23 protein-coding genes are annotated in these 26,444 nt (G+C 72.0%); 13 read left to right on the forward strand and 10 right to left on the reverse strand.

All coding sequences use genetic code 11. The annotated features are described in order from the left end of the window. Nucleotides 1-10: 10 nt before the first annotated feature. From ACIBX3_RS15745 to ACIBX3_RS15755, 3 genes are all read right to left on the reverse strand, one after another. On the reverse strand, nt 11-2,419 hold the full coding sequence (locus ACIBX3_RS15745) for a glycoside hydrolase family 6 protein (protein ID WP_397117300.1): 2,409 nt from the start codon (nt 2,417-2,419) through the stop codon (nt 11-13). A 104-nt stretch (nt 2,420-2,523) separates the two neighbouring features. Next, nucleotides 2,524-3,618, reverse strand: coding sequence for a TetR/AcrR family transcriptional regulator (locus tag ACIBX3_RS15750; protein ID WP_397117302.1), 1,095 nt, complete (start codon nt 3,616-3,618; stop codon nt 2,524-2,526). Nucleotides 3,619-3,651: 33 nt separating this feature from the next. Beyond that, a complete protein-coding gene (locus ACIBX3_RS15755) occupies nt 3,652-5,445 on the reverse strand; it encodes a prolyl oligopeptidase family serine peptidase (protein ID WP_397117304.1) in 1,794 nt (597 codons plus the stop codon). A 168-nt stretch (nt 5,446-5,613) separates the two neighbouring features. Between ACIBX3_RS15755 and ACIBX3_RS15760 the strand changes: the two genes are divergently transcribed. The 5 genes from ACIBX3_RS15760 to ACIBX3_RS15780 all read left to right on the forward strand — a co-directional run bounded on the left by ACIBX3_RS15760 (nt 5,614) and on the right by ACIBX3_RS15780 (nt 11,678). Then, a complete protein-coding gene (locus ACIBX3_RS15760; RefSeq protein WP_397117306.1) occupies nt 5,614-6,348 on the forward strand; it encodes a GntR family transcriptional regulator in 735 nt (244 codons plus the stop codon). A 195-nt stretch (nt 6,349-6,543) separates the two neighbouring features. Then, nucleotides 6,544-8,898 carry an aldehyde dehydrogenase family protein gene (locus ACIBX3_RS15765; protein WP_397117308.1) on the forward strand — a complete coding sequence of 785 codons (2,355 nt, stop codon included), beginning with the start codon at nt 6,544-6,546 and terminating at the stop codon, nt 8,896-8,898. A gap of 11 nt (nt 8,899-8,909) precedes the next feature. Next, complete coding sequence (locus ACIBX3_RS15770) at nt 8,910-9,095, forward strand: 4-oxalocrotonate tautomerase family protein (protein ID WP_397117310.1); 186 nt, start codon at nt 8,910-8,912, stop codon at nt 9,093-9,095. Nucleotides 9,096-9,213: 118 nt separating this feature from the next. Further along, complete coding sequence (locus tag ACIBX3_RS15775) at nt 9,214-10,863, forward strand: L-lactate permease (protein ID WP_397117312.1); 1,650 nt, start codon at nt 9,214-9,216, stop codon at nt 10,861-10,863. Nucleotides 10,864-10,880: 17 nt separating this feature from the next. Next, the gene (locus ACIBX3_RS15780) at nt 10,881-11,678 is read left to right on the forward strand and encodes an SDR family NAD(P)-dependent oxidoreductase (RefSeq protein ID WP_397117314.1); all 798 of its coding nucleotides are present in this window, start codon (nt 10,881-10,883) and stop codon (nt 11,676-11,678) included. Between the two features lie 101 nt (nt 11,679-11,779). Here ACIBX3_RS15780 and ACIBX3_RS15785 read toward each other — a convergent pair whose 3' ends face one another. Next, a complete protein-coding gene (locus tag ACIBX3_RS15785) occupies nt 11,780-12,238 on the reverse strand; it encodes a MarR family winged helix-turn-helix transcriptional regulator (protein WP_397117316.1) in 459 nt (152 codons plus the stop codon). Nucleotides 12,239-12,396: 158 nt separating this feature from the next. Here ACIBX3_RS15785 and ACIBX3_RS15790 point away from each other — a divergent pair, with 158 nt between their 5' ends. The 4 genes from ACIBX3_RS15790 (at nt 12,397) to ACIBX3_RS15805 (ending at nt 16,633) form a co-directional block, all read left to right on the forward strand. Further along, nucleotides 12,397-13,362 carry an alpha/beta hydrolase gene (locus ACIBX3_RS15790; protein ID WP_397117318.1) on the forward strand — a complete coding sequence of 322 codons (966 nt, stop codon included), beginning with the start codon at nt 12,397-12,399 and terminating at the stop codon, nt 13,360-13,362. Between the two features lie 199 nt (nt 13,363-13,561). After that, nucleotides 13,562-15,466, forward strand: coding sequence for a cytochrome c oxidase assembly protein (locus tag ACIBX3_RS15795; protein ID WP_397117320.1), 1,905 nt, complete (start codon nt 13,562-13,564; stop codon nt 15,464-15,466). A gap of 96 nt (nt 15,467-15,562) precedes the next feature. After that, nucleotides 15,563-15,973: an ArsR/SmtB family transcription factor gene (locus ACIBX3_RS15800; RefSeq protein ID WP_397117322.1), complete on the forward strand. Its 411-nt coding sequence runs from the start codon at nt 15,563-15,565 to the stop codon at nt 15,971-15,973. 42 nt (nt 15,974-16,015) lie between these two features. After that, entirely contained in the window at nt 16,016-16,633 is a 618-nt protein-coding gene (locus tag ACIBX3_RS15805) for a copper resistance protein CopC (RefSeq protein WP_397117324.1), read from the forward strand. A 23-nt stretch (nt 16,634-16,656) separates the two neighbouring features. Here ACIBX3_RS15805 and ACIBX3_RS15810 read toward each other — a convergent pair whose 3' ends face one another. The 4 genes from ACIBX3_RS15810 to ACIBX3_RS15825 form a co-directional block, all read right to left on the reverse strand. Then, nucleotides 16,657-17,520, reverse strand: coding sequence for a hypothetical protein (locus ACIBX3_RS15810; protein ID WP_397117326.1), 864 nt, complete (start codon nt 17,518-17,520; stop codon nt 16,657-16,659). Nucleotides 17,521-17,536: 16 nt separating this feature from the next. Continuing rightward, nucleotides 17,537-19,654 (reverse strand): trypsin-like serine peptidase, encoded by a 2,118-nt coding sequence (locus ACIBX3_RS15815; protein ID WP_397117328.1) that lies wholly within the window; start codon nt 19,652-19,654, stop codon nt 17,537-17,539. 139 nt (nt 19,655-19,793) lie between these two features. Beyond that, a complete protein-coding gene (locus tag ACIBX3_RS15820) occupies nt 19,794-20,123 on the reverse strand; it encodes a hypothetical protein (protein ID WP_397117330.1) in 330 nt (109 codons plus the stop codon). Continuing rightward, complete coding sequence (locus ACIBX3_RS15825; RefSeq protein WP_397117332.1) at nt 20,120-21,208, reverse strand: zinc metalloprotease; 1,089 nt, start codon at nt 21,206-21,208, stop codon at nt 20,120-20,122. The genes ACIBX3_RS15820 and ACIBX3_RS15825 overlap by 4 nt, the downstream gene beginning before the upstream one ends. 218 nt (nt 21,209-21,426) lie before the next feature. Here ACIBX3_RS15825 and ACIBX3_RS15830 point away from each other — a divergent pair, with 218 nt between their 5' ends. The 3 genes from ACIBX3_RS15830 to ACIBX3_RS15840 all read left to right on the forward strand — a co-directional run bounded on the left by ACIBX3_RS15830 (nt 21,427) and on the right by ACIBX3_RS15840 (nt 23,344). Continuing rightward, complete coding sequence (locus ACIBX3_RS15830) at nt 21,427-21,552, forward strand: hypothetical protein (RefSeq protein ID WP_397117334.1); 126 nt, start codon at nt 21,427-21,429, stop codon at nt 21,550-21,552. Then, nucleotides 21,539-22,927, forward strand: a complete 1,389-nt coding sequence (locus ACIBX3_RS15835; RefSeq protein WP_397117336.1) for a YcaO-like family protein — start codon at nt 21,539-21,541, stop codon at nt 22,925-22,927. The genes ACIBX3_RS15830 and ACIBX3_RS15835 overlap by 14 nt, the downstream gene beginning before the upstream one ends. A 96-nt stretch (nt 22,928-23,023) precedes the next feature. Then, complete coding sequence (locus ACIBX3_RS15840) at nt 23,024-23,344, forward strand: hypothetical protein (RefSeq protein WP_397117338.1); 321 nt, start codon at nt 23,024-23,026, stop codon at nt 23,342-23,344. Nucleotides 23,345-23,351: 7 nt separating this feature from the next. Here the strand turns inward: ACIBX3_RS15840 and ACIBX3_RS15845 are convergent, their stop codons facing one another. Then, a complete protein-coding gene (locus ACIBX3_RS15845; protein WP_397117340.1) occupies nt 23,352-23,948 on the reverse strand; it encodes a hypothetical protein in 597 nt (198 codons plus the stop codon). Nucleotides 23,949-24,232: 284 nt separating this feature from the next. Here ACIBX3_RS15845 and ACIBX3_RS15850 point away from each other — a divergent pair, with 284 nt between their 5' ends. Further along, a complete protein-coding gene (locus tag ACIBX3_RS15850) occupies nt 24,233-24,697 on the forward strand; it encodes a hypothetical protein (RefSeq protein ID WP_397117342.1) in 465 nt (154 codons plus the stop codon). Here ACIBX3_RS15850 and ACIBX3_RS15855 read toward each other — a convergent pair. Continuing rightward, nucleotides 24,687-26,441, reverse strand: a complete 1,755-nt coding sequence (locus ACIBX3_RS15855; RefSeq protein ID WP_397117344.1) for a DJ-1/PfpI family protein — start codon at nt 26,439-26,441, stop codon at nt 24,687-24,689. The two genes, ACIBX3_RS15850 and ACIBX3_RS15855, sit on opposite strands and share 11 nt — an antisense overlap. Nucleotides 26,442-26,444 lie beyond the last annotated feature (3 nt).

Raw genomic sequence — 26,444 nt, forward strand, 5'->3', positions numbered from 1 at the left:
GGGAGATCCGCTACTGGTCCGCGGGCTTCAGCGGCGGAACCGCGTTTTTCGCCCTCTCGAGCGCCTGGTCGGGCCACCACTGGCCGGCGTCCGGGGTGACGACGCCGTACGCCGGGTCATGCGGTCCCGACGTGCCCCGGGTGCACCTGCCGTTGGAGAACCCCGGGCTGTTGAGCCACAACAACGCGTCGGCCAGCGGGCTCCCGGTGTCGGCGGTCGGCCGCGCTCCCGCGCCTCTGCCTGGAGGATTGCACCATTCGTCCGGAACCGGGAACCGCCCGGCCGGTGGTTGCCACTCGCCCGTCCCGTTCCTGCTGGTGTCGACGACGAAGTGCGGCAGGCCGGGCGCGTCGTCCGGCACGCCGGCGAGGGCCGCGTCCTCGCAGGAGGCCGTGCGCGAGGCCACTCTCAGGTAGAGGCATCGCGACAACTTGGAGGCGTACGCGAGCGACTGCTCGGTCGGGCGGTAGCCGACGACGTTGACGTAGAAGCCGTCGGCGCGGACCGCCCCCGCGTTGACCAGCCGGTCGGCCATCTGCGTGAACCCCGGCCACCCCGCCAGCCCGCCGTCGAGATAGACGGCGGTGCCGGCCAGGCCGGTGAGGGTCTCGACGGCGTAGGACAGATCGCCGTACCGCTGGGCCGCGGCCGGCTCGCCGCCCTGCGGGCACTCCGGGCTGCCGGGCATCCGCGCCAGGCCGCTGGGTTCCAGGGCGACGACCGCGGGCCGGTCGCCGATGCCCTCGGCCACCGCGTTGATCCACGCCCGGTAGGTTCCGGTGTCCGGGGCGCCGCCGCTCCAGCAGTCCCGTCCCGGGATGTTGTTGGTGACGAACACCGGAACGGTCCGCTGCCGCTCCGCCTGGGTGACCGTCTCCCGCACCGTACGGGAGACGTCGCCGGGGGAGCCGCCGGCCAGCCACATGGCCTGGGGGACCTCCGACATCGCCCGCATGAGGGCGGCGTCGGCCGTCCTGCCCTGCGCCGACCAGGTCCGCGCCTGCCGTGCCGCCTCGGTGTCCGGCTGCACGTAGAAGCGCACCTCGTCGGCGCGCAGCGGGTTCTGGCCGGGCAGCTTCCGCCATCGCGTGCCGGCGTCCTCCGCGAGGGCGGAGACGCCGGAGACGCCGGGGAGCAGGGGGGTGCCGGGAGCGTCGGCCTGGGACACGAGGACGGTGCCCGCCGTCACCAGGGCGAGCGCGGCGCCGCCCACCACGGCCCAGCGCCTCGTCGTGGATCGGCGACGTCTCCGGCGGCGGCCCGCCCCGGTGGGGCCGCTCGGCTCGGTCCCCCGGACCCCGGGCTCGGCACCCCAGAGCTCGGGCCCGGCCGCGTCTCGCGGGCCGCTCCGGGCGCGCGCCCGGGGTTCGTCTCGCAGGGCGCCCTGGGGGAGGGCACCCTGGCGGAGGTCGGCGGATGCGTCGCGCGAAGGGCTCCAGGGGTGGGTCCGGGGCGTGTCCTGCGAACCGCTCCTCGGACGGGTCCGGGGCGTGTCCTGCGAACCGCTCCTGAGATGGGTCCCCGGCGTGTCCTGTGGATCTCCCGGAGCGTTACCGGCCGGAGGCGGGACGATGTAGGGGTGCAGGCGGGCCGTCGTGCGCCCGCCGAGCGCCTCCACCAGATCCCCGGCCGTCGGGCGCGCCGCCGGATCCTTGCTCAGCGCCCGCCAGACCAGCTCATCGAGCACGCCGCCCAGCGGCGGCAGCACGGGATCGTCGTGGACCACCCGGTAGAGCACCTCGTGCCCCGCCCCCGAGCCGAACGGCGGCCGGCCGGTGGCCGCGAAGACCACGACCCCGCCCCACGCGAAGACGTCCGAGGCCGGCGAGAGCGTCAGCCCGCGCACCTGCTCCGGGGACATGTACGCCGGCGTGCCCATCCCGGTGACGGAGAGCGTGGTGGAGTCGGCCGCGAAGGCCAGGCCGAAGTCGATGACCTTCGGCCCCACAGGGGACAGCAGCACGTTCGACGGCTTGAGGTCCCGATGGACGACACCGGCCGCGTGGATCGCCCCCAGCGCGACCGCCGTGCTCATGGCGAGCCCTTCGAGCTCGGAGCCCGACATCGGACCCCACTCCTTGACCGCGCGGTACAACGTCGGCCCCGGCACGTACTCGGTGACCACGTACGCCGTGTCGCCGTCGAGATCGGCCTCGAGTACGGGAGCCGTGGAGAAACGGGCCACCCGCCGCGCGGTCGCGACCTCGCGCCGGAACCGCCGCCGGAACTCGGGGTCGCCGGCCAGGTGCCGGTGGATGACCTTGATCGCTACCAGTCGCCGAGAACGGCTCTCCGCGAGGTAGACGATGCCCATCCCGCCCGCCCCGAGCCGGCGGATGACGCGATGGCCGCCGATCTGCCGAGGATCGCCGCCGTTCTTCCTGTCCACCGCGTTGCCGTGCTTGGTGCCGTGTGCCATCGCCCGCCCATCTGAGACCTGAACGCAACAGGACTTCCTGCTCCGGACAGTCGCTTGGAGATACGGACGCGGCGGCGCCGGGGTTCAGACGGGGTGGCGTCCGATCAACCCGCCCCGTCCGATCGCGTCGCGGCCGGGTCGCCCGCGGTCGCGACGGCGTGGGCGGCCCCCCGTCCGGACGCGCGGGCGAAGATCTTGCCGCCCCGGATGCGCACCGCGGCCTCGGTGGCGTCATCCGGATCCGTGATCCCGACGGCCGAGGCTACGGCGGCGCGGTCGTCGAGGACGAGACGAAGGCCCGGCCAGGCGTCCGGCGCGAACACCCGTCGCAGGCACCCGGCGAGGTCCCTGACCCTCAGCCGTACGAGGCGCCCGATCTCGGCGGGATCGTTCGTCACCACGGCCACGGTGATCCGGTCGCCCGGCCGGGCGGCGCGGACGGCCTCCTCGGCCGCCTCCAGCCGGCCGGTGCCCAGAATCGCGATCACGCCGTCGGAGTCGAATCCCACCCGGTGGCCGGTGACCTGGTCCGGCGACTCCGCGGGCGGCTGCCAGGCGTCCTGGACGAGCTGGGCGGGGGAGACGTACGGCAGATGGGGTGGGTTCCACGTGTCGGCGAGGTCGAGGACGGCCAGGTGCCGGCAGGCGCGTGCCACGTCGAAGGGGTCGCCGAACCCGGGCGCCGCGTCAGCCAGGTGGCCGGCCCCGTTCAACAGCGTGAGGACCAGCTCGGCCAGCCGCACCTGCCGGGTGCGCCGCGGCACGCGTGATTCCAGCGTGAGCGCGAGCAGGAGGGCCTCCAGCCGGGTGACCTGCGCCAGCGCGGTGCGGCCCGGCTCGTCGTCGAACACCCCGGCCAGCGAGCGCAACTGCAGCTTCCCGCCGGTGGGCGTGTCGGCCGTCAGAGGCAGCCGGTCGAGCCAGACCCGCGCGAACGCGCCCAGCGCCTCGGCCAGGCCGGGCGGCGAGGGCGTCTCGGCCGCGTCCGCGTGCCCGATCGAGTCCACCAGGACCGCCAGGTAGAGCGCGCGCTTGCTCGGGAAGTTCGAGTACACCGCCCCACGGGTCAGCTCGGCCCGCTCCGCGATCCGGTCGACCTTGGCATCGGCGTATCCGCGCTCGGCGAACTCCTCCCTCGCCGCGGCCAGCACGGCCGCTCGGGTGCGTTCCTGCTGTTGAGCCCGGGTCAGCCTGACCATCGCGCCCCTCCAGACCTCATTCAGATGTTCACATCATCTGAATGATACAGGTGTCGAATTCCCGAGCTCGTCCATGACGAACGCCAGCCACTCCGCCTGCTGCCGCGCGGCGATCCGGGGATCGAGGCTGCCGTGGCCGACGTCCTCCCACACGCGCAGCCGCAGCGGACGGTCGCTGGTCGTGGCGTGCTGCAGCGCGGCGACGAACCGGCGTCCGGCCGACGGCGGGCAGCCGATGTCGTGCCGGCCGAAGATCGCGTAAACCGCCGGATAGGGGACGCCTTCGGCGACGTTGTGGCACGGCGAATAGGAGAACAGGACCGCGGCGTCGTCGCTGTCCTGGGGGTCGCCGTAGTCCTCGGCGTAGATGGCGCGGATGGCCTCGGCCCCCGGTCCCTCGGCCAGCGGCTCCAGAACGTCGAGGACGGGCACCTCCGGCACCACGACCCGCCAGAGGTCCGGCTGCTGGACGGCGGCGACCCCGGCCAGCAGCCCGCCGTTCGACCTGCCGTGGAAGGCGAGCGTCTGCGGCGCGGCGATGCCTCTGGCGATCAGGTCCTCGGCCACCGCGCGCAGGTCGTCGAAGACGTTCTGCTTGTGGTGCAGGCGGCCTGCGTCGTACCAGTCCCGCCCGTACTCGCTGCCGCCGCGCAGGTTCGCCTGCACGTAGACCCCTCCGGCCTGGACGAAGGGGGTGTTCCCGGCCAGGAAACCGGGCAGCCAGGGGATGTTGAAGCCGCCGTACGCGGTCACGAGGGTGGCTTGCGGCGCCGAGCGGTCGACGTCTTCCCGGGCGACGACGTAGTAGGGGATGCGGGTACCGTCCTTGGAGGTGGCGAAGAACTGTTCGGTGGTGATCCCGTCGAGGGAGTCGCCACGCTCCAGCTCCTGGAGGCCGGCGGTGGCCACGTCCAGCCGGTAGGTGATGTCGGACGTGGTGAACGTGCCGGCGGAGAAGACCAGCTCATCGGTCCTGGGTTTGACCCGGCCGGGGCCGGTCAGCCCCATGGAGGCGCTCGCGGGCGGCAGCGGCGCGGTCCCGATCGGGGTGCCGTCCGGCCGGTGGACCCGGACGTCCAAGGACACGTCGTTCAGCGTGGCGACGACGAGGAGTCCCCGGACGATCTGCAGGGACCGCAACACCAGCGGGCCCGCCGGTATGAGCTCCCGCCACGTCCGCGGATCCGCCGACGTGGCCGCGGGGATGGCGACGACGCGGCCGCGCGGTTCGTCGGTCGCGATCGCGACGTACGTGTCGTCGTCGAGCCAGTCGCCGTGCAACTCCCCCGTGAAACCCTCCGGCGCGAACCGCCGCCACCGCCCGTCCGGGAGCTCGGCGACCGCCGCGGCGACGTGCTCGTGCGGCACGGTGACGGCGACGACGTGACGGCCGCCCGGCGACACCTGCGGCGTCACGGCCAGCGCCGTCGCGGGAATCGTGTCCAGCACGTCCGCCGCGGGGGCCGCCGATCCGGCGGGCACGGGATGGAACCGGAGCTCGTGCTCGCCGGTGCTCGTGCGGCCGTGGAGATAGAAGCCGCTGCCGTCCGGCAGCCAGCCCGGGCGGAGCCAGAACCACCGGCCCGCGACGAACGCCTTGGCGCCCAGATATCCGGCGAACGCGTCCCGCATCCGGGGCTCGATCGCCTCGACCAGCGACTCGTAGCGCGGCGATCGCCGCGCCGTCTCCTGCGCCAGCGCGTCCTGCCGCCGCTCCCACGCCAGCACCTCGTCGGTGTCCTGCCCCAGCCACGCGTACGGGTCCGCGAACTCGACCCCGCCGACGGACTTGGCCACCGGCCGCCTCGGCGTCTGAATGGGCTTCATGACACTGCTTCCTCTCGGCCGGCCCTATTTCGGATGACGATAGCATCCGAATGATAGTGACATTTGAGATTGCGGGCTCGCGGCGCTGAGGGCTGATTTCTTGATCTGACCCCATACTGGAAGAATCTCGACAGGAGATGCCTGGTACGCCGACGGACCGGAGGACTGATGGCCGAACGACTCGGCAGGGCCCACGCGGACGATCCTGCGGCCAAGCGCAGACGTCCCCGCGCGGGCAGCGGTGAGTCGTTGGGCGATCAGGCGTACGCGCACATCCGGGCCGCGATCCTGGAGGGGAAATACCGCCCCAACCAGCGGCTGCCGGAGGACGAGGTGGCGGCGCAGCTCAACAGCAGCCGCACTCCGGTGCGCGTGGCCTTGATGCGCCTGGTCGATCAGGGCCTGGTCGTGCGCGAGCGGTCGGGCTGGGTGGTGCGCGAGCACACGCCGGACGAGATCCGTGAGATCTACGAGGTGCGCTGCGCCCTCGAGTCCATGGCCACGGGGCTGGCCGCCGTGCGGGCGTCCGAGGAGGAGCTGGCGCGGATCGCCGCCTTCTACGAGGGCGCGATCGAGGAATACGTCCGCCGCCCGCGCGCCGAGCTCGGCCGCATGAACCGCGAGTTCCACCAGGCCATCGTGCAGGCCTCGGGCAACGGGCGGCTGGTGGCCGAGTGGCTGCGCAACCGCGACTTCGGCATCACGTACAACATGGCCGTGGTCTTCACCAGGGACGAGGTCGTGACCTGCGTGGAGGGCCACCATCGCATCATCGAGGCGCTCCTGCGCCGCGACCGCGAGGGCGCTGAGCGACAGGCGCGCATCCACGTCGAGGACGTCCAGGCCGCGGCCAGCCGCCGCCTCGACGCCCTGCACGCCTCCGCGGGGCTCTACCTCTCCTGAGCCTCACCCCGCTCCTCACCTCTCGCCCGGCCTGACGTCTCACCGGCCTGACGTCTCACCGGCCTGACGTCTCACCGGCCTGACGTCTCACCGGCCTGACGTCTCACCGGCGCGGACAGCCAAGGGCGGCAGATGCGAAACAGTGATGAAACACACTCTTGAAGCTCTTGGATCCAACTTTGTATCCTACGTTGCATGCAACATTCGAAGAGCTTCTCGTCGATCGACCCGCGGACCGGGGCCGAGCGGCGTCGTTTCCCGGGCGCCACGCCTGCCGACCTGGACAGGGCCCTCGCGGGCGCGGCGGCGGCGTTCCCGGACTGGAGCGGCTTCGACCCGGCCCCGCGCGTGGCGTTGCTGCGCCGGATCGCCGAGGAGCTGACCGCCCGGCGGGGTGAGCTCGTCGCGGTCGCCGAGGCGGAGACCGGGCTGCCGGAGCCGCGGCTCGGCGGGGAGGTGGACCGGACGGCGCTCCAGCTCGCCCAGTTCGCTCGGATGATCGAGCGGGGTGATCACTTCGACGCGGTGATCGACCCGGAGACCCCCGTCGCGCCGGACGTCCGGCGCGTCAACGTCCCGCTCGGGCCGGTCGCGGTGTTCGCCGCCGGGAACTTCCCGTTCGCGTTCAGCGTGGCGGGCACCGACACCGCCGCGGCGCTGGCGGCCGGCTGTCCGGTGATCGTGAAGGGGCATCCGTCGCATCCGGAGACCGCCGAGCTCGTGGCCTCGCTGGTGCGCTCCGCGGTCGCCGCGACCGGGGCGCCGAGCGGCGTGTTCCACCTGCTGCAGATGAGCGATCTGGATGTCGCGCGGAAGCTGGTCTACGCCCCGGAGATCACGGCCGTGGCCTTCACCGGCTCACCGGCGGCGGGGCGGGCGATCTTCGATCTGGCCGCCGCGCGCCCGCGCCCGATCCCCGTGTACGCCGAGATGGGCAGTCTCAACCCCGTCTTCGTGCTCCCCGGATCGCTCGCCACGGCCCCGGAGAGCCTGGCGGACGGCTACACGGACTCGCTGACCAGCTCGAACGGCCAGCTCTGCACCAAGCCGGGCGTGATCTTCGTGCCGATCGGCGAGGCGGGCGACCGCTTCGTGGCGCGGGCCGCGGAGCGCCTCGACGGCCGGCCGCCCGGGATCATGCTCAACGCCTCCATGCGGGACCGGCTGGCGGCCGGCGCCGCGGAGGTGGCCGCGCGGCCCGGCGTGCACCTGCTCGCGGGCGGCACCGCACCGGACGGCACAGGGTTCTCCTTCCCGGCGAGCCTGGTGGAGGCCGACCTGAGCACGTTCCTGGCCGACCCTGTGCTGAGTGAGGAGCGGTTCGGCCCGTTCGGCGTCGTCGTCCGGTACGGCGACCCCGCCGAGCTGACGGCCACGGCGTTCGACGGGCACCTCACCGGGACGATCCACTGCGGAGCCGGCGACGGCGAGACCGCGCGGCGGCTGGCCGGCGAGCTGACGGCCAAAGCCGGGCGCGTCGTGTGGAACGGCTGGCCGACCGGGGTCGCCGTCACCGACGCCATGCATCACGGAGGCCCGTACCCGGCGACCACGAACGCGGCCGCCACCTCGGTCGGGACGAACGGCATCGCCAGGTTCCTGCGTCCGGTGGCGTACCAGAACAGCCCGCAGGACCAGCTTCCCCCGCCTCTGAGCGACGCCAACCCCCTGCGCATCCGCCGGAAGGTGGCCGGGGAGACCACCGCGGAGGCGATCATCACGACGGAGCGGGCCGACGCCGCCCGCGGGGCCGTGCTGCTGCCGGCGCTGCCCGGCACGCCCGAGCCGACCCCAGAGACGGCGCGGGTGCTCGAAGAAGTGCCCGGCTACCTCGGCGTCCCGTTCGTCAGCCCCATCTTCCAGGCGCTGGCCGGCTATCCCGACTACCTGGCCCCGGCCTGGGAACGGTTCAAGCCGGTCATCGGCTCGCCCGAGTTCAGGAAGGCCGCGGCGGGGCTGGGCGTGCCGGTCGGGCTGCTGCCCAGACGGGAGGAGTCCCTGGCGGACGCCGGCGCCGACCTCCGGATCTACACGGCGACGTTCCACCGGTTGCTGCCCGAGCTGCTGCTGCTCGCCTCGTGCTGGTACCGGGGGCTCACCGTGGGGGCGGGCGCCGCCGCCGAACCCGCCGCCGACCCGGGGCCGCGCGGGATCCCGCCCGAGGCGCTCACCATCACCCCGGACGGCGGCACGCCGGACGACGAGCTGGCCCGGGTCTACGAGGAGATCCGCACCCTGCACGACCACCCCCGGGTGCTGAGCTACTACCGCGCGATCGGGACCCGGCCCGGCTTCCTCCCCCAGGTGTGGAAGCGGCTGGAGCCGATCGCCCGCAGCGCGGAATACTCCCTGGCCTACCAGCAGGTGCTGGCCAAGGCCGCCGCCGCGGCCGCCGGCCTGCCCGTCCCCGTGGTCGGCACGGCGCACGCGGACGACGTGCGGGCGATCCTCGCGCTGTTCCGGCTCCGTCTGATCCCCTCGCTGCTGTTCGACACGGCCGTGGTCCTCGCGCTGGTGGGCGAGGACGCGGCGATCGTCACCGCCTCCTAGGAGCCCCGCCCATGCCCAACATCACCGTCGAGCTCCTCACCGGCCGGACCGCCGCCCAGCGGGCCGAGTTCGCCCGGGTGGTCACCGACGCCGTCGTGGACGTCCTCGGCGCGCCGCGCCACCTCGTCCGCATCCAGTTCACCGAGATCGAACCCGACCGGCTCGCCCTCGGCGGCGAGCTCGTGTCCGGCACGTAACCGCGTTCGCGGCATCGGGGGATCGCCGCTTCACCCTCCATCCCACCCTCCCCGGCGAGCCCGGGGGCGCATCGCGCCGCCCCCGGGCGATCCCGGCATCCCTTTTGAGGGGTTGCACATGTACCAGCAGATCTTCGACCCTGTCCTCGGGCAGCTCGGGCTGTCCGCCCTCGTCGCCGCGATCCCGCTCCTCGTCCTGTTCGCGTTGCTCGGCCTCTTCCGCTGGAAGGCCCACTGGGCGGGCCTGACCGCGCTGGCCGCGGCGATCGTGATCGCGGTCGCCGTCTACTGCATGCCGATCGGCCAGACCCTGGGCGCCGCCGGGTACGGTGCGGCGTCGAGCTTCCTCACCGTCATCTGGATCCTCCTCAACGCCCTGTGGATCTTCAAGCTGACCGAGTCCACCGGGCACTTCGCCGTGCTGCGCAGGTCGTTCGCCGGGGTCAGCGACGACCAGCGGATCCAGGTCATCATCATCGCCTTCGCCTTCGGCGCGCTGCTGGAGGCGCTGGCCGGGGCAGGCACGCCGGTGGCGATCAGCGCGGTCATGCTCATCGCGCTGGGCCTGCCGCCGTTCCGCGCCGCCGTCGCCGCCCTGGTGGCCAACACCGCCCCGGTCGCGTTCGGCGCGCTGTCCGTGCCCATCACCACCCTGTCCAAGGTGACCGGGCTGGACTTCGCCACGCTGGGCGCGATCGCCGGCCGGCAGACCTCCGTCGTCGCGGTGATCGTCCCGCTGGTGCTGGTGTTCCTGGTGGACGGCCGCCGCGGCGTGCGGGCCGTCTGGCCGGCCGCGATCGTCGCGGGCCTGGCCTTCGGCGGCGGTCAATTCGTCTTCTCCAACTACATCTCCGTCGAGCTGGCCGACATCGGCGCCGCGCTCTCCTGCGCGATCTTCCTGGTGGCGTTCCTGCGCGTGTGGCGGCCCCGCGAGGCGCTGACCGCCTCCGCCGTGCCCGTGGTGGCGGGCGGCTCGGGGACCGGCAGCGCCGAGGAGGAGGCCGCCATGCTGGAGCGGGCGCAGCGGGACAGCAGGAAGAACGTGGTCCTGGCCTACCTGCCGTACGCCATCGTGATCGCGATCTTCGTCGTCGCCCAGTTCCCGGCGATCAAGGCCGTGCTGGGCTCGGCCGCGATCGAGTTCGCCTGGCCCGGCCTGTCCATCACCGGCCCGACCGGCAACCCCGTCGCCACCGTCTTCTCCTTCAACTTCCTCCCGGCCGCGGGCACGCTCCTGTTCGTCTCCGGCGTGATCACCACCCTGCTGCTGAAGGTTGCGCCGGGCGCCGCCGCCCGCATCTACGGCGCCACGGTCAGGCAACTCACCTGGACCATCGTGTGCGTGCTCGGCGTGCTCGCGCTCGCGTACGTCATGAACCTGTCCGGCCAGACCGGCTCACTCGGCCGCGGCCTGGCCGCCCTGGGCGGGGTGTTCGCCTTCTTCTCCCCGGTCATCGGCTGGATCGGGGTGGCGATCACCGGCTCGGACAACTCCTCCAACGCCCTGTTCGGCGCCGTCCAGGTCACCGCCGCCCAGCAGACCGGGCTGTCGCCCGAGCTCATGGCCGCGGCGAACTCCTCCGGCGGCGTCGTCGGCAAGATGATCTCCCCGCAGAGCCTGGCCATCGCGGCCGCCGTGGTCGGGCTCCAGGGCCGCGAGGGAGACATCTTCCGCAAGGTCATCGGCTACAGCCTCGCCCTGCTGGCGCTGATCGCGCTGCTCGTCCTCCTGCAGTCCACACCCATCCTGGGCTGGATGCTTCCCTAGTTTCGGAGAATAGACAGATGACCAACCGCTACCGCGCACTGTTCGACCTCACCGGCAAGCCGGCTCTCGTGATGGGGGCGGCCTCCGGCATCGGCCAGGCCACCGCCCAGATGCTGGCCGGTCTCGGCGCGCACGTCGTCTGCGCCGACCTCGACGGCGAGGGCGCCGCCGAGACGGCCAAGACCATCGTGTCCGAGGGCGGCACCGCCCAGGGGCTCGCCGCCGACCTGGGCGACCAGGAGCAGGTCGCGCAGGCCGTACGGACGACCGTGGACGCCTACGGCAGGCTGGACATCGGCGTGTCCACGCCGGGCATCAACATCCGCAAGCGGCTGTCGGCGTACACCGAGGAGGAGTTCGACCGCATCATCGGCCTCAACCTCAAGGGCACGTTCTTCTTCCTGCAGCAGGCCAGCGCGGTGATGGCGGCGCAGGGCGGCGGCAGCCTCATCGCGTGCTCGTCCATGCGGGCGCTGATGGTCGAGCCCGGCCTGGGCGTGTACGCCTCGACGAAGGCGGCCATCCTGCAGATGGTGCGCGGGCTGGCCACCGAGGTCGGCCCCCAGGGGGTCCGGGTCAACACGATCGCCCCCGGCGTCATCGACACGCCGCTCACCCGGCCGCTGTGGGACGACGTCAAGGCCAGGGAGGCCTACAGCGCGCACACGGTCTTCGGCAGGTGGGGGAGCGCCGACGAGGTGGCCTCCGCGGTGGCGTTCCTGGCCAGTGACGCGGCGTCGTACGTCACCGGGGCCAACCTCGTGGTCGACGCCGGCTGGACCATCATGGACGGCCGCTTCGACCCCGGCCGCTGAGCTCGACCGGACGCTGTTCCAGGCGCCGGCCGGGACCAGGCTGGTGGCCGTGCTCGTGATCAGCCGCTGCACGACCGCCTCTCGTGGTCCCGGCGCCGCCGTCAGGCGCGGGCGAGGTTGGCGGTGAGCTGACGGAGCAGGTGCTTGACGGTGGCGTGCTGCTCGGGGGTCAGGCCCATGGCGTCGCCGATGGCGAGCGGCACGCCGCGCGCGCGTTCGCGAAGTTTCGCGCCGCTCTCGGTGAGGCGGATGGCGACCGAGCGTTCGTCGTCGGTACGCCGTTCGCGTCGGATCAGGTCACCGGCCTCGAGACGCTTGAGGAGGGGGGACAGGGTGCTGGACTCCAGCTGGAGTGCGGTGCCCAGGTCTCGTACCGAGGCCGAGCCCTGCTCCCACAGCACCAGCATGACCAGGTATTGAGGGTAGGTGAGCCCGAGTTCGTCCAGCAGGGGCCGGTAGCGGGCGGTGACCGACCGCGAGGCGGCGTAGAGGGCGAAGCAGAGCTGGTCGTCCAGCAGGAGGGAGCCCTCTTGGACGTGGTCGTGGACGGCGGGGTCCATGTGGTTCGTTTCCTTGCTTGGGGTGAGCGCTGAGACGACTCCATTCTAACTTCCAATGACGTGCACGACAAAGTTTTGTCCAACTAAGTTGTGCACGACTAAATAGGGCGCTACTGTTTGCGGTGTCGGCACTCACCCGTCATCACAAGGAGCACGCCATGTCAGAACACAGCACCGAGCCCCTGCTGGAGACCGCCGCCGCCGCGTTCGCCGAAGCCACCGCCAACCCGCCGTACCTGTTCGATCTCGGCCCGTACGAGGGGCGCAAGGTCGTGGACGAGGTGCAGTCCGGTGAGATCGCCATGCCGGCGGTCGCCGAGGAGTGGGTGACCGTCCAGGGCGGGCCCACCGGTTCGGTCCGTGCCCGCATCGTCCGTCCCGTCGCCGAGCCTGGACCGCTGCCGGTGATCGTCTACATCCACGGCGCCGGCTGGGTGTTCGGCAACGCCCACACCCATGACCGGCTGGTGCGCGAGCTGGCCGTCGGCGCCCGGGCCGCGGTCGTCTTCCCCGAGTACGACCTGTCGCCCGAGGTCCGCTACCCGGTCGCCATCGAGCAGAACTACGCCGTCGCCCGCTGGGTCGTCACCGACGGCGCCGACCACCTCCTGGACGCCACCCGCATCGCCGTGGCCGGCGACTCCGTGGGCGGCAACATGTCCGCCGCGCTCACCCTCATGGCCAAGCAGCGCGGCGACGTCCCCCTGGTGCAGCAGGTGTTGTTCTACCCGGTCACCGACGCCAGCTTCGACACCGGCTCCTACCACCAGTTCGCCAGCGGCTACTTCCTGCGCCGCGACGCCATGCAGTGGTTCTGGGACCAGTACACGACCGACCCCGCCCAGCGCGCCGAGATCACCGCCTCCCCGCTGCGCGCGTCCTTGGAGGAGCTCGCCGGTCTGCCGCCGGCCCTGGTCATCACCGCCGAGGCCGACGTTCTGCGCGACGAGGGCGAAGCGTACGCCGACAAGCTGCGCGCCGCCGGCGTCCCCGTCACCGCCGTCCGCTACCAGGGCATCATCCACGACTTCGTCATGCTCAATGCGCTGCGCGGCACCCAGGCCGCGGACGCCGCCATCAACCAGGCCATAGGCACCCTGCGCACCGCCCTCGGCACCGCATGACCGAGGGGCGCCACCGGCTGTGCGCCGGTCCGGCCCGGCGTCACCGGGGCGACGCCGCACGCTCCACGTCCTGACGCCGGGGATCTCGGTCCCCTGACGAACGGCCGCGGACAGAACGGGCGAACCGGTCGGCGCAATGCCGCGTATCCCCCTATATGCGGTGGAGTGTGGCAGGCCGACCATGACGAGGGTCTATCCGATGCACAAGCGCGCCCGGTTCGCGTGGCCGGTCGCCGGCGGCGCGCGCGGCCGTCGGATCTACGCCGGTTCGGCGTTGATCGCCGCAGGGCTCGTGGTGCTGGCCATCGCCCTGGGGTTCGGCGGCGCCGCGGAGCCGGAGATCGCCGGGCTGCCCACCGCGGGGCCGCTCACCGACTGGGGCCTGCCCCTGGTCCGGTTCTGCTACCACCTCTGCGCGGTCGCCACAGTGGGAACGCTGCTGGCGGCCGCCGTCCTGGCCCCGGCCGGCTCGCCCGAGAAGACGGCCTGCGTACGCGCGGCCGGCCGGTGGGCGCTCGGCTGGGCCGTCACCATTCTCCTCAGCTACCTGCTGACCGTGTCGGACGTCACCGCGCTGCCCGCCACGAACCTGATTCTTTCCCCTGACCTGCTCGAGTTCGGCATGTCGATCCCGCAGGCGCGCGTCCTGCTGCTGGTTCTGGCCGCGGCCGTCGTGGCAGGCCTGGCCACCCGCCTGCGGCGCCTGCCCCAGGGCATCCCGCTGGTGATCGCCGCCTTCGGGCTGCTGCCACCCACCTACGTCGGGCACGCGGCCTCCGCCTCCGACCACGACATCGCACTCTCCGCCCTGATGGCGCACCTGCTCGGGGTGTCGCTGTGGGTCGGCGGGCTGGGGGCGGTGCTCATCCACTTCCGCCGTTCCAGCGATCTCCGGGTGGTGCTGCCCCGGTTCAGCACGATCGCCCTGTGCGCCTTCGCGGCGGTGACCGTCTCCGGCCTGGCCGCCGCCTGGGTACGGCTGAACGCCGTGTCGGACCTCTGGCGGAGCGAATACGGCTGGTTCCTGCTGGCCAAGACCGTCGCGCTCGTGATCCTCGCCCTGTTCGGCCGGACCCACCGGCGACGTACGGTCGCGCACGTCGCCGACCGGACCGTACGCAACGTCTTCGTCCGGCTGGCGGCAGGCGAGATGATCGTGATGGCGGCGGCGATGGCCCTGGCCGTCGGCTTGGCCCGTACCCCGCCACCGGTCCCTGCGAGCGGTGGCGGGCACGATATGCGCGTGCTGGAGTACGACCTGGCGCCCTTCTCGCCCACCGCGTTGCTCACCGAGTTCCGCCTGGACCCGATGATCCTGCTGCTCCTGGCCTTGCCGGCGGTCGGTTACCTGGTCGGCCTGCGCAGGGTGGGCTCCTGGCCGCTCGGCCGCACGCTCGCCTGGTACGGCGGCCTGCAGCTGTTGGCCCTGGTCCTGATCGGCGGCGTGGGCGGGTACGCGCGGGCGATGGTGTCGATCCACGCGCTGCAGCAGACCGTGCTCGCCGTCGTCGCCCCGCTCCTGCTCTGCCTGGGCGCCCCGCTCACCCTGGCCGCCCGGGCCACCACGGCCTCCTCCCAGTACGGCGACCTCGGCTCCCGGCTCCCGGTCCGGCGGCCGGCGCTGCTGGCCTTGCTGCCGGTCGCGTACATGCTGGCCTTTCCGCTCCTGTATCGCACCTCCTGGCTGCCGTGGTCGGTGTCCGGGCACGCTCCCCACCTGGTCACCGAGTTCCTGTTCTTCGGCGCCGGGCTGCTGGTGTTCTGGTTGCTGACGGGCGCGGACCCGCTGCCGTCCCAGGTCTCCTGGCGCGTCCGCGCCGGGCTGCTGGGTGCCGTGGCGGCGGTGCACCTGGCCGTGGGCGCCTTCCTGCTGACCGGACCGCCGGTCGCGATCGACTGGTTCTTCCTGGCGATGCCGTCCGGTGCGCCGGATCCCCTCACCGATCAGCGGATGGCCGGCGCCGTGTACCTGCTCGTCCCGCTGCTCCCGCTCGCGCTGCTGGCGGTACGGCTGGCGCGGTCCCGGCAGGGGCCGGCGCCGGCCGGCGCCCCGCCGACGCCCGAACCGGCGTCACCCCGTACCGTCGGGACCGCCGCGGGATGATCCGGCAGCACTCCGGCGGAGTTCGGCAGACGATCGCGGCGCCTGGCGGTGTGCCGGGAGGGGACCCGTCGCAGGGTTCCCGCGTAGGGTTGACACATGAAGAGCTCGTCAATCGGCCAGGTGACCGACATCGAAGGCTGTGCCACCAAGGTCGTCGACCCCGACCGCGTCGCGGCCGTCCGTTCGCGGATGCCGGCCGAGGCGGATCTCGTCGACACCGCCGATGTGTTCGGGCTCCTGGCCGATCCCGGCAGGCTCCGCTTGCTGCTCGCCTTGCTCGAAGGAGAGCTGTGCGTCTGCGACCTGGCCGTGGTGAGCGGGCTGAGCGAGTCCGCGGCCTCGCATGCGCTGCGCCTGCTGCGGGCTCATCGCGTCGTCACGGTGCGGCGAGCCGGTCGCATGGCCTACTACCAGCTCGACGACGCGCACGTACGCATGCTGCTGGATCTCGCCGTAGCGCATACCGCGCACACCGACGCCCTGCACCCGGAGCGAGAGCAGGGATGACCGGCGTCGCGCCACATCACCTGACCTTCTTCGGAGTGCGCATTGACTCATTTGCCCACGTTGCTGCGCCGTGCTGTGGCGTCGGCAGCCGGCGCCGCCCTGCTGGTGATGCTGACGGCTCCGGCCGCGCTGGCACATGATCGGCTCAAGGCGAGCTCACCGGCCGACAACGCCAAGCTGGAACGCGTGGAGACGATCGAGCTCGAATTCACCTCCCGCATGACCATGCCCACGATCTTGCTGGAGGGTCCGGGCGGCACGTCCGTACCCGTCGGCAAAGCTCGCGCGCAGGGCGCCAAGGTCTCCGCCCGGCCCGAGGAGGAACTGGCGGCGGGCCGGTACCGGATCGCCTGGCGCGTGGTCTCCTCCGACGGCCACCCCATCCAAGGGGAGCTGGGCTTCACCATCATCGCCCCGCCCGCCACGGCGACCCCCGGCCCCAGCACGGCGGAACCCGCACCCGCGGCCTCCGAGGCACCTTCGTCCGCGCCGCCGCCGGCGGCGGCCGCACCTCCGCCTTCCTCGGTCGCCGCGGCGCCCGCCGCCGGGGAGAGCGCCGGCGTGCCCGGCTGGCTGTGGCTCGCCGCCGGGGTGCTCGTCCTCGGAGGCGTGGCGGTCTTCTTCGGCGGGCGGCGCAGGACCGATTCCGGCAGCGGCTAGCCGCCGCACCGGAGCCGCGCTGCTCAGCGTTCGTCGAAGACGAGGTCTTCGGGCGGCCGGGTCAGGCGTACGGTCCCGTCGATGACGTCCACCAAGGTGTCGAACCCGGTCCACTGGCCCCGGGACAGTACGAACAGGCGGTCGTCTCGCGCGTCCAGGTAGTCCTTGAACCCGCCGAGCGAGGGCGCCCCGTCTCCCAGCGCGAGATAGTCGGCCAGCCGGCGGAACAACTTGGGCATGATCGTCACATCGTCGGTGAGCGAGTCCATCCCCTGGATCTTCGCGCCGGTCTGGGTGACGTCCTGCGGCCACAGCCCCGCTCCCCTGGACCGCGCCTGTGCGGTGACCGCGGTCAACTCGTCGCGGAGGTCGATGTAGAGCTTGCGGTAGAAGGTGGGATACGCCGCCCCTTCCAGCAGCAGATGGTGATTGGCGGTGGTCCGCAGCAGGTTCACGTCCACGTCGATGGATCCGCCGCTCTCCCCGGGAGCGGGCCCGCGGCCGGCGATCGCCACGCATCGTCCATGGATGTCGGCTCCGCGGGTGAGGATGTATCCCGGCACCTTCGCCGGCTCGGCGCTCGTGACGGTCTCGCGCGGGTCCCGGCTGACGCTGGTGAAGCCCAGCCAGGCGAGCAGTTCCTGCGCCGCCGCCTGCCCCTGCTCCAGCGGCTGGTGCACCTCGCCGTCCTCGGTGGAGTAGTGCGTCTCGAGGCTGTCGATCCCGTCCAGGCGCAACTGGGCGCCGCCGGCGGCGTTGAGGCGTACCCGGTGGGGTCCGCCGACCAGATTCCAGTGGTCGGGCCGGTTGGCGTAGAAACGCACGGAGTCCCCGTCCGGCCTGGCTCCGACCACCTTGTACGTGCCTTCGATCACCAGCATGGGCATGGCGCTCTCCTTCCGCTCACGAGACGGGCGCCAGGACACTGATCACCTGGGCGACCTCGGGATGGGCGAGGTACTCCTCGATGTCGTGGGCGCCGCCGACGGGGTTGGCGACGGGAGCCTCGGTCAGCTCCCCCTGCCAGTGGTCGCCCAGCGGGCAGCCGACGGAGACCGGGTCGGTCGGGCACCACGCGTTGAACCACCGGACCACCCGGTCGGGACGCTTGGGGCCGCCGCAGAGCAGCCGCTGGAAGACGCTGTCCAGGCCGAGCGGGCTGCCCGCGGTGACGAGGAGGCCGACGTTGACGCCCGGGTCGAGCCGGGTGAGCACGTCCATCGCGACGACCGTGCCCAGGCTGTGGCTCACCAGCGTCAATCGGCCGCTCTGCGGCAGCGTCTCCATCACGCAGTCCAGGACGGACTCCCGGATCGGCTGGTCGTCGAGGTAGGCGGCGACGTCTCCGAAGACGGCGGCGATGACCAGCCTGTCCAGGCCGGTGGTCGCGGCCAGCCAGCCCAGCCCCTGGTGTACGGCATCGTCCAGCCCCTCCTGCGGGACCGCTCGCCCGGCGGGCATGCCGGTCCGGCCGGCCGCCTCGACGATCAGCTGTTCGTACAGCCGCCGGGTGGTGCCGGCGCGCGGGGCGGCGGCCTCGGCCGGGTCGGCGACGATCTCCTCGCGGGTGCGGGGGATGGCCTCCCGGCCCTGCAGGGCCTGCGCGAGCCGATCCCCGTAGAAGGGGAACCAGACGTCGGCCGGCTCGATCGTGGGCAGCCCGGCGCGGGTGAGCCCGCCGTTCAGCCCGGCGGTCCAGTACCGGCGCAGTTGCTCGGGGTCGCGTCCCTGCTGGCTTCGGCCGTGCAGGAAGACGAGGTGCCGGTCGCCGCCGAACGCGCCGGGGTTCGCGGCCAGGCCGCGGCGGGCCGGGGCCGCCGCGCGTACGGCGGTTCCGCCGGGCGGCGCGCCGGCGCGAGCGGCGGCGGTGGCCACGGCCGCCTCGCCCGGCAAGCCGGGAGGAGTCGCGCCGGTCTGGGGCATCGCGCCCGGCAGGCCGACGGGGGGTGTGGTGGGCTCGGTGGACGGCTGCGGGGTCAGGCCGTCCCCGAGCCCGGACTCCGGGCCCATCTCCGCCAGGAGCGCACGGCGCACGCCGTCGAGCCGCAACGTGGCCAGATGCTTGAGGATGACGCTGATGCGCACGCCCTCGTTGGAGATCCAGTCGACGTCGTCGTCATCGTCCCCTGCCTGCCAGATCGCGCCGTCGCGCCGCAGGATCCGGCCCTGGCCGTCGGTTCTGGGCACGCCGCTGTGGTGGAGCGCGGTCACCTCCCACTGGTCGTTGAAGACCGGAGAGCCGGAGCTGCCGGGCTCGGTGTCGGTCTGGTACTGGATGAAGTGGTCCAGCCGGGCCTCCAGCCGGTTCTCGCGGATGGAGATCTCCTTCAACCGGCCGCTGGGATGACCGATGATGTTGACCGGCTCCCCGATGACCAGCTTGCCCAGCTGGACGCTGAGCCTGTTCCACCCGAAGGTCTGGCCGGCGGGCCGGCCGTAGGCGTCGGCGCTCACCAGGACCAGGGCGAAGTCGAGGCCTTCGTCGGCGACGAAGAAGACATCGGGCTCCAGGGTGAACCGCCTGGGCAGGTCGAGCATGTTGTCGACGGTGACCTGGGCGTCGAACTCCACGAACGCCTGCCGCGCCGCCTCCGGATGCGGAAACACGTGGTGGTTGGTCAGCAACAACCGCGGCGAGACCAGGAAACCCGTGCCGATGGGCGGTTCGTGGCCGTTCTCCCTGACCGAGATCCGCGCGACGGTCCGCGCCGCCCGCGCGCCACGCGGCAGGAAGCTCCATGCCTGCAGGTCCTTGGCCACTCCGAGGATGCGCTCGTGCATGGCGGGCCGGTCCAGGCAGTCGCCCCTGGTGGTGTCCATCACCGCCTCGACCGGCACCCCGTGGCGCTGGATGAGGCGGGCGGTACGGGCCGCGAGCATGTCGGGCGCGTCGGGGAAGGCTTCGCCGTGCTCGCGCCGCCGCCTGGCGTCTTCGCGATCGGCGTCGCTGCGGCGGTATCGATCGGCCGCGGCCTGGGCGTGCCGCAGGGCGCTTTCCCGTACTTCTACCGATATGTCCACAGCCATTCCCTGCCCTGGTGACGTGCGGTGTCCTGGGGGCTGGAGGGAATTTGCCGCTGACGTCCCTTTTCTTAGGGTTCCGTGGCCGGGTCGGCGGAGGTTGTTGGGAAGACCGAGGCGACGCCGTGGTTGCCCACGTTCATGACGTCTCACTCTTCGCGATGGTGAGCACGCCGCCCGCACAGGAGACGACGGTGAGCTCGAACGGCGTGCCGCCTCCCTGGGGAAAGGCGACCTCGATGCGCCCGGGCTCCGGGGATCGCCAGCGGCCGGTCACCGCTCGCGGACGGTCGTCCGGGCCGGGGCGGAGCTCGGCGAAAGTGCCGTCCGCCCGGAACTCCAGCCCGCGCCGTACCCGCCGCGAGGGGCGGAACGTGTGGTCGGCGGGCCGGTACACCGCCGTGGTCTCGGTGTCCTCCTCGAAGGAGTGGAGCCAGGAACCGATGATGTCCGGCGGCGTGCCGCTCATCCGTTCGAACGGCCGGTGACCAGGCCGAGCGCCGAGCGGATGTCGTTCAGGATCTCCGTGGTCAAGCGCTCGCTGTCGTGGAGCAGCCGCTCCACCTCCCCGTTGAGCACGTACGGCGCCCCTGCGGGAACCGCCGCGGCGGGCGCCCGCACGCCCTGCGCGACCAGGAACGAGGCGCGGATCCCCTCCAGGCAGGCGTTCATCCTCCTCGCCTGGCCCTGCGTGAACATGAACATCGCCACGTCGTCGGTGTAGTCCATGTAGTTCATGAACATGTCGCCGTTCGGCCCGTTCTCGCAGGTGACGCGGGGGAAGGTGGGGGTCCCCACGTTCGCGCCCCCCTGGTTCGGCGTGTCGGCGACCTTGTCGTCACTGGTGCAGGCGCCGTCGTCGTCGCCCCAGATGTGGTAGAGGTCCAGCCAGTGGCCGACCTCGTGCGTCGTGGTACGACCGCCGTCGAACGGCGCCGCCGCCGTGCCCATGGTCCCGAAGGCCGAGTGCAGGATGACGACGCCGTCGGTCTGCGGCGGGCCGCCGGGGAACTGGGCGTAGCCCAGGAGGCCGCCTCCCAGCTGGCAGACCCACACGTTGAGGTACTGGTCGCTCGGCCAGGCGTCGGAGCCGCCGGTGGCGCCGGCCTTGACGGCGTCGTCCCAGGTGAAGCCGCGCTTGTCGGTCTCGACGCGGAGGATCCCGCCGGTCGGCTCGCCGTTCGGGTCCCGCGTCGCGAGCTCGAACTCGATCCGCGTGTCCGCCACGAGCGGCTTCCACACCTCGGGCACGTTCGCCACGTCGGGGTTGGCCGCGCGGAAGTCCTGGTTGAGCACGGTGATCTGGCTGCGGATCTGCTCCTCGCCGATGTTCTGCTCCGGGGCGTCCGGGTTGTGGACCACGTGGACGACGACCGGCAAGGTCACCACGTCGGTACGGGTGGACGTACGCCGTCCCCGCTCGTACTGCAGCGCCCGGTTCTCGATCGTCGCGCGCCGGGCACGGTAGGTCATGCTCTCGTTGAGCAGCCGGCGATGGACGAGCATGGTGCCGCAGAGATCACGGGTGGGCTGTGGGGATCCATATTCGGACATGGAGATCCTCCCAGGATTGAAACGCTATGCGGCGGACGTACCCGCGCCCGGATCCCCACGAAGCTCATAAAGCGGCAAAAACCCTCCTCTGGGCGCAGACTGGTCGCTCCTTGGTCGAGCCCTTAAATACGCAAATATGTCATCAAATCGGCGTGCTCTTGCTTTTCTAGTAGTTTGTCGAGGCGGAGCTACAATTGGAGGGAAAAGGGGGGATTGTCATGGGAAATGTCGTGGACTATCTCTCGGCCGATTCGCTCGACAGAGCGGCGCAGCACCTGACCCAGGCCGAGCTCGACCTGCTGGAGAAGCTGCTGTCCGCGACGACCGAGGATGGCGACCGGTAGGCAGCTGAGCGTGCCGCGCCGTCCGGCAGAGGACCGGGCGTTCTGCGAAGTGGAGCGGGCGGTGCCCCTGGACGAGGCCGGGAGGCGGGCCGCGACGGCGCTGGCCGTCCTGCGCCTGCGGGCCGAGCTCGCCGACGCCGGCCGCGGCCGCGATCCGACCGCCTGGTGGTGCCGGCTGTTCGACGGGGACGCCGCGCCTGTCTCGCGAGGGCCTGTCTCGCGAGGGCCTGTCTCGTGTCGGCCTGTCTCGTGCGGACCGGTCTCGTGCGGAATGGGGAAGGGCCGCCCGGAGGAGGCCCGCGTAGGCGCGCTCTTCGAGGCCGTCGAGCACTACCTCACCGGCCCGGCGGGCTTCGACCCCGCCACCGTGGAACCGGCCGCGCCCGCCGGGATCGCCGCAGGTCTCCTGCGAGCGGACGCCTGCGCGCCGCTGCTGGCCCGGATGCCCGGCCGGCGGATGGCCTGCCTGCGCTACCGCCTGATCGGCGGGGGCGGTGCGGCGCTGGTCCCGCTGTTCCTCTCCGCACCCTGGTACGTCGAGACCGGAGCCGGGCGCCTGCGCGAGCCGATCGGCGACGACTGCGACTACGCCGACCTGGCGCGCTACAGCTGCAACAGCGGCTCGGCCGTCGGCGTCACGACCGCCGAGGCGCTGCTGCACGCACTCAACGAGGCGATCGAGCGGGACGCCCTGTCCCTGCTGCTGGTCAGGGCCTTCCTGAGCGGAGGCGGTTTCCGTCCCCGGGTGATCGATCCTGCGACGCTGCCCCACGGTCCCGCGCGGGCGTACGCGGTGGCCGAGGACCTGACCGGTGCACCGGTGCACCTGCTGGACATCACCAGCGACATCGGGGTGCCCACCATGCTGGCGTACACGGCCCCCACCTCCCGCCACCCGCACCGGCGCGGCGCCGGCACGTCGCTCAGCCCGGCCTACGCCGCCTGGCGCGCCCTGACCGAGCTCGTCCAGACCACCCTCGGTGAGAGCCTGTCGCACACCGCCGCCCCGGCGCACGGTGACCTGGCCGGGCTGGCGGCGCACCCCGCGTTGTACGCGTGCGGCCGCTTCGACCTCACCGGCCCGCTGCGCGACGCGCGAGCGGTCGCCTTTCCGCGGGCCGCCGAGGCGGCCGGGCCGCCCGGAGCCCAGGTGCGGGAAGTGACCGCGATGCTGGCCGCGCGGGGCCACCCGGCCTTTCACCGCAGGGTGTGCGCCCTTCCCGGCGGTGTCAGCGCCGTGCACGTGATCGTGCCCGGCCTGGAGCGGTTCATGTTGATCACCGACGGGAATCTCGTCCTCCCCGGCCGCAGAGGACAGGCGGCGGCCGGGAGGGTTTCCGAATCGATTCCGCACAATTGGCGGAAATATCAATGAGGTCGCTGGTTTTTCCGGTTAATCAAGCTTGCGCAGGAATTTTCCGTCCCGTTCTGAGGAGGAATTGGCGCACGATGGTGTTATGGCTACTGGATATTGGCGGCAGAATCGTCAGGCCAGGTCGCCTGGATCGCCGCGCTGGAAATCGGCCTGCTGGCCGGCATCGGGTTCGTTCTCGTGCTCGGCCTGATCCGCTGGGTAGAACATCCCACCACCGACGCGACCGCGAGATCCCCGCGTTCGACCTGGCGGGCCGACAGGAACCTGATCGTCATCAGGATCGTCAGCGGAATCCTGGTCGGGATCATGGGCGGCGCCATCGTCTGGCACGCGAAGCTCCCAGCTGACGGTCCCTTCCCCCCGGAGCTCATGGACGGCGCTCCACGCGTCCGCGCGCAACCGGCTCCTGCGCCATGACCTGCGGTCAGGTCGTCAGATGCAGGATGATGATGGCGGCACCCAGGGAGAAGTCGAGGACGGCGCAGAACTCGGCGAGCGAGCGGGTCACGACCTTGTTGGCCCGCCAGACGATCACGTCAAGCGTGGCGTGGCCCATGAGCGCGGCGGCGACGAGGTACGCGCCGAGGTCGGGAGACAACGACAGGGCGATGAACACGGCCGCGCCGAAGATCAGCATGAGGGGGATCTGCAGGGCGGCGAGCCCTGACCGGCGGGGCAGGTCGCTCACCAGGCTCAGGATGACGATGGAGACGGCGCCGGCGAAGAGCGCGGGCCAATGATCGATGTCGAGCCGTCCCAGCACGCCCACCGCCGCAACAGAGACGGCGAACAGGATCCAGACGACGCCTGGCCTGCCGACCACCGCGGTGGACAGATAGATGAGGGCGGCGAGGAACACGACGTGGGCCTGGCTGCGGCCGTCCGGCCTGTCCAGGATGCAAAAGGCCATGAACAGCAGGCCCAACACGGTGGGCCATCGGTGTGCGATGAATTTGGGCACCCGGCTCGCCCAGGACCGGTCGGCGGGCGAGGCCACGTGGATGGAGGAGAGGTCTGCCATGACTCCGACTTTCGCTGACGGGCCGGGTTGACCGGCTTCGGATGCCGTAGCGCAACGATGATGCTCCGAGCGGGCGCGTTCCAGGGCACCAGGCGGTCATTGACCGGACATCGGCCGGGCTGGGGCACGACGAGGGGGCGCCCGGGCCTGCCGGGCGGCGCGTGGAGCGGTCTCATGGCCTGCGCTTATGTCCGGTCAATGACCGGCTGATGACCTGGTCTGGCGTTCTTCGATGGTCCAAGCTCTTTCGAGCACGGACCGCCACGCGGCCGGCACGGAGCGACATGAGCGACATGAGCGACATGGAGCGACACGGCAATGAGATCGGAGACAGCATGCGGAAAACCTGGCGGAAGCCAGCGCGCCTCGTCGTATCGACGCTGATCAGCCTCGGGCTGGCGGGCGGCCTGGTGGCCGCGATGAGCTCACCCGCGGCGGCGGCGGGAAGGTGGTGCGACGGCGACGTGTGCCTCAAGACGTACGACGTCGGCACCTGGCACGGCCGGGTCGAAGTGCAGATCTGGGCGCGCCCGAACATGACGGTCCACGGGCGGGTGTGGAACTCCCGGGCGGGCTGGGGCGTGAACACGCAGGTCGAGAGCTTCACCGGCTACCGCACCTACATCGGATACACCTACCCGAAGCGGAACTTCCCCGCAGGATCGCAGCTCTGTGCCCAAGGCTGGTGGCACCGCGGCGGGAGCCACTACACGAGCCTCGGCCTGCGGTGCGTAACCGTCACTCGCTGACCTGACGTCTCCCGCGGATGCGGCGGAACACGACGCCGATGATGATCGCGGCGGTGGCGCCGAGGAGCGCGAGCGTGATGGGGATGACGGTGGCCGGCCACGGCCAGGCGCTGCCGGTCAGCTTGACGTCCATCACCGGGTATTCGAGGGTTTTGGCGGTCCAGCGGGCGGTTTGCACGTCGTAGGTGCGGGCGATGTCGCGCATCACCGGGTCGAAGGCGAACTCGGGGGTGCGGTGGAGGTACTCGGGCTGGATGCCCCCGCTGCTTGCTGCGGAGCGGCGGGCGGTGTCCAGCCCGGGCACCAGCAGCCGGTCGAGTTCGGCGGCGGCGAGCGTGGTGCGGGGGACGAAGGTCAGCCCGTGGCGGGAGCGGACGGGGCCGTCACCGACGGCGATGGTGCGGCCGACCATGGCGTGTTCGGTGTAGGAGATGAAGGGGGAGGCGAGTTCCACCTCGCCGATGCCGTCGGTGAGGTGCACGCCGATGCTGGACGGCCCCGGGTGGTAGGACGCGTTGAGGCCGACGACCACGTCCGCCGCCTCCAAAGCGGAGGTGGGGATGGGCGCGGCGGCGCCGGGGGAGTAGTGCCGCCAGTGCGCCGTCCGGGCCGCCTGGCGGGCGGTGCCGGCGTCGATCAGCCGCTCGACGATGCGCAGGCCGCCGTCGATGCCGGACAGCACGCCCGCGGTGGTGATGATGTCGCCGTCGTCGACGTAGCGGTGGCCGCTGATCCAGTTGACGGCCGGGAAATCGGCGCGCAGCCCGGCCAGCCGCAGCCAGTGGGAGGTCCCCGGCCGGCCGTCCAGCAGGCCGCTCGCCGCGAGCATCCGTGCCCCGCGGCAGACGCTGACGGTCAGCGCGCCGGCGGCCGACTGCCGGCGCAACCACGCGGTGATCGTGTTGAGCTCGGCGGGTTCCGGTTCCTGCAGGGCCGGGACGACGACGGCGTCGAGGCGGTCGCGCCGCTCGCTCAGCAGCCGGTCCAATTCGTCGAAGGTGTGGTCGGGGACGAGATCCAGGCCGCCGGTGAGGGGCACCAGGCGAGCACCGGCCGAGACGACGTAGGTGTTGATCCGGCCGGTGCTCGCCAGCACCTCGTACGGGCCGAGGAGGTCGGCGACGTTGGTGCCGTTGTCGCTGGTCACGAAGGCGACGGTGGGCTTGGCCGGATCGTGGCCGGCGGACTTCCGCACCGGCTCGACGGCCACCGTGTCCGCGCGTGCCCGGTACAGGTCGCCGAACTTGCCGATGGTGTTCACCGCGGAGACCGCGCCCGGGACCAGCAGCGCGATCAGGACGACGGTCGTGCGCCAGAGCCATTTGGGCCGGATGCGGAGCCGGTGCCGATCGTCGAGGTATTCATGGCGCCGCCGGAGCATGACCACGGCCATCAGGACGAACATGAGCGCATGTCCCACCGACATCACCAGGTGGCCCGGGAGCACGCCGAACCAGTAGGGGACGAGGAGAAGGAGGAAGGGCGCGACGATGGCCAGGCTCATCTCGGCGATGCCGGCCTGGCTGTGGCGGCGGACGAGCATCCAGACGACGACGGCGATGGCCATGTCGGCGGTCATGATCAGGGTGCTGACGTCGAACCGGACGCCCTTGGGCAGGACCGCGCCCCACAGCATGCCGAGCAGGAACATGCCGAGGCTCAGCGCGATGACCAGCTCGATGTAGTACCAGACGAATCGGCCGACCACGCGCGCCTTGCCGGGACGTGGCTGGGGGGTTGTCATCGC

It is taken from the genome of Nonomuraea sp. NPDC049480 (genome assembly GCF_044465905.1).
Classification (GTDB): Bacteria; Actinomycetota; Actinomycetes; order Streptosporangiales; family Streptosporangiaceae; genus Nonomuraea.

Coding starts and splice junctions, on each gene's coding strand:
- ACIBX3_RS15765 (WP_397117308.1), top strand. CDS start 6,544: ATGCAACATTCGAAGAGCTTCTCGTCGATCGACCCGCGGACCGGGGCC.
- ACIBX3_RS15745 (WP_397117300.1), bottom strand. CDS start 2,419: ATGGCACACGGCACCAAGCACGGCAACGCGGTGGACAGGAAGAACGGC.
- ACIBX3_RS15810 (WP_397117326.1), bottom strand. CDS start 17,520: ATGCCCATGCTGGTGATCGAAGGCACGTACAAGGTGGTCGGAGCCAGG.
- ACIBX3_RS15790 (WP_397117318.1), top strand. CDS start 12,397: ATGTCAGAACACAGCACCGAGCCCCTGCTGGAGACCGCCGCCGCCGCG.
- ACIBX3_RS15800 (WP_397117322.1), top strand. CDS start 15,563: ATGAAGAGCTCGTCAATCGGCCAGGTGACCGACATCGAAGGCTGTGCC.
- ACIBX3_RS15835 (WP_397117336.1), top strand. CDS start 21,539: ATGGCGACCGGTAGGCAGCTGAGCGTGCCGCGCCGTCCGGCAGAGGAC.
- ACIBX3_RS15845 (WP_397117340.1), bottom strand. CDS start 23,948: ATGGCAGACCTCTCCTCCATCCACGTGGCCTCGCCCGCCGACCGGTCC.
- ACIBX3_RS15795 (WP_397117320.1), top strand. CDS start 13,562: ATGCACAAGCGCGCCCGGTTCGCGTGGCCGGTCGCCGGCGGCGCGCGC.
- ACIBX3_RS15850 (WP_397117342.1), top strand. CDS start 24,233: ATGAGCGACATGAGCGACATGGAGCGACACGGCAATGAGATCGGAGAC.
- ACIBX3_RS15780 (WP_397117314.1), top strand. CDS start 10,881: ATGACCAACCGCTACCGCGCACTGTTCGACCTCACCGGCAAGCCGGCT.
- ACIBX3_RS15830 (WP_397117334.1), top strand. CDS start 21,427: ATGGGAAATGTCGTGGACTATCTCTCGGCCGATTCGCTCGACAGAGCG.
- ACIBX3_RS15755 (WP_397117304.1), bottom strand. CDS start 5,445: ATGAAGCCCATTCAGACGCCGAGGCGGCCGGTGGCCAAGTCCGTCGGC.
- ACIBX3_RS15855 (WP_397117344.1), bottom strand. CDS start 26,441: ATGACAACCCCCCAGCCACGTCCCGGCAAGGCGCGCGTGGTCGGCCGA.
- ACIBX3_RS15820 (WP_397117330.1), bottom strand. CDS start 20,123: ATGAGCGGCACGCCGCCGGACATCATCGGTTCCTGGCTCCACTCCTTC.
- ACIBX3_RS15785 (WP_397117316.1), bottom strand. CDS start 12,238: ATGGACCCCGCCGTCCACGACCACGTCCAAGAGGGCTCCCTCCTGCTG.
- ACIBX3_RS15760 (WP_397117306.1), top strand. CDS start 5,614: ATGGCCGAACGACTCGGCAGGGCCCACGCGGACGATCCTGCGGCCAAG.
- ACIBX3_RS15770 (WP_397117310.1), top strand. CDS start 8,910: ATGCCCAACATCACCGTCGAGCTCCTCACCGGCCGGACCGCCGCCCAG.
- ACIBX3_RS15775 (WP_397117312.1), top strand. CDS start 9,214: ATGTACCAGCAGATCTTCGACCCTGTCCTCGGGCAGCTCGGGCTGTCC.
- ACIBX3_RS15750 (WP_397117302.1), bottom strand. CDS start 3,618: ATGGTCAGGCTGACCCGGGCTCAACAGCAGGAACGCACCCGAGCGGCC.
- ACIBX3_RS15825 (WP_397117332.1), bottom strand. CDS start 21,208: ATGTCCGAATATGGATCCCCACAGCCCACCCGTGATCTCTGCGGCACC.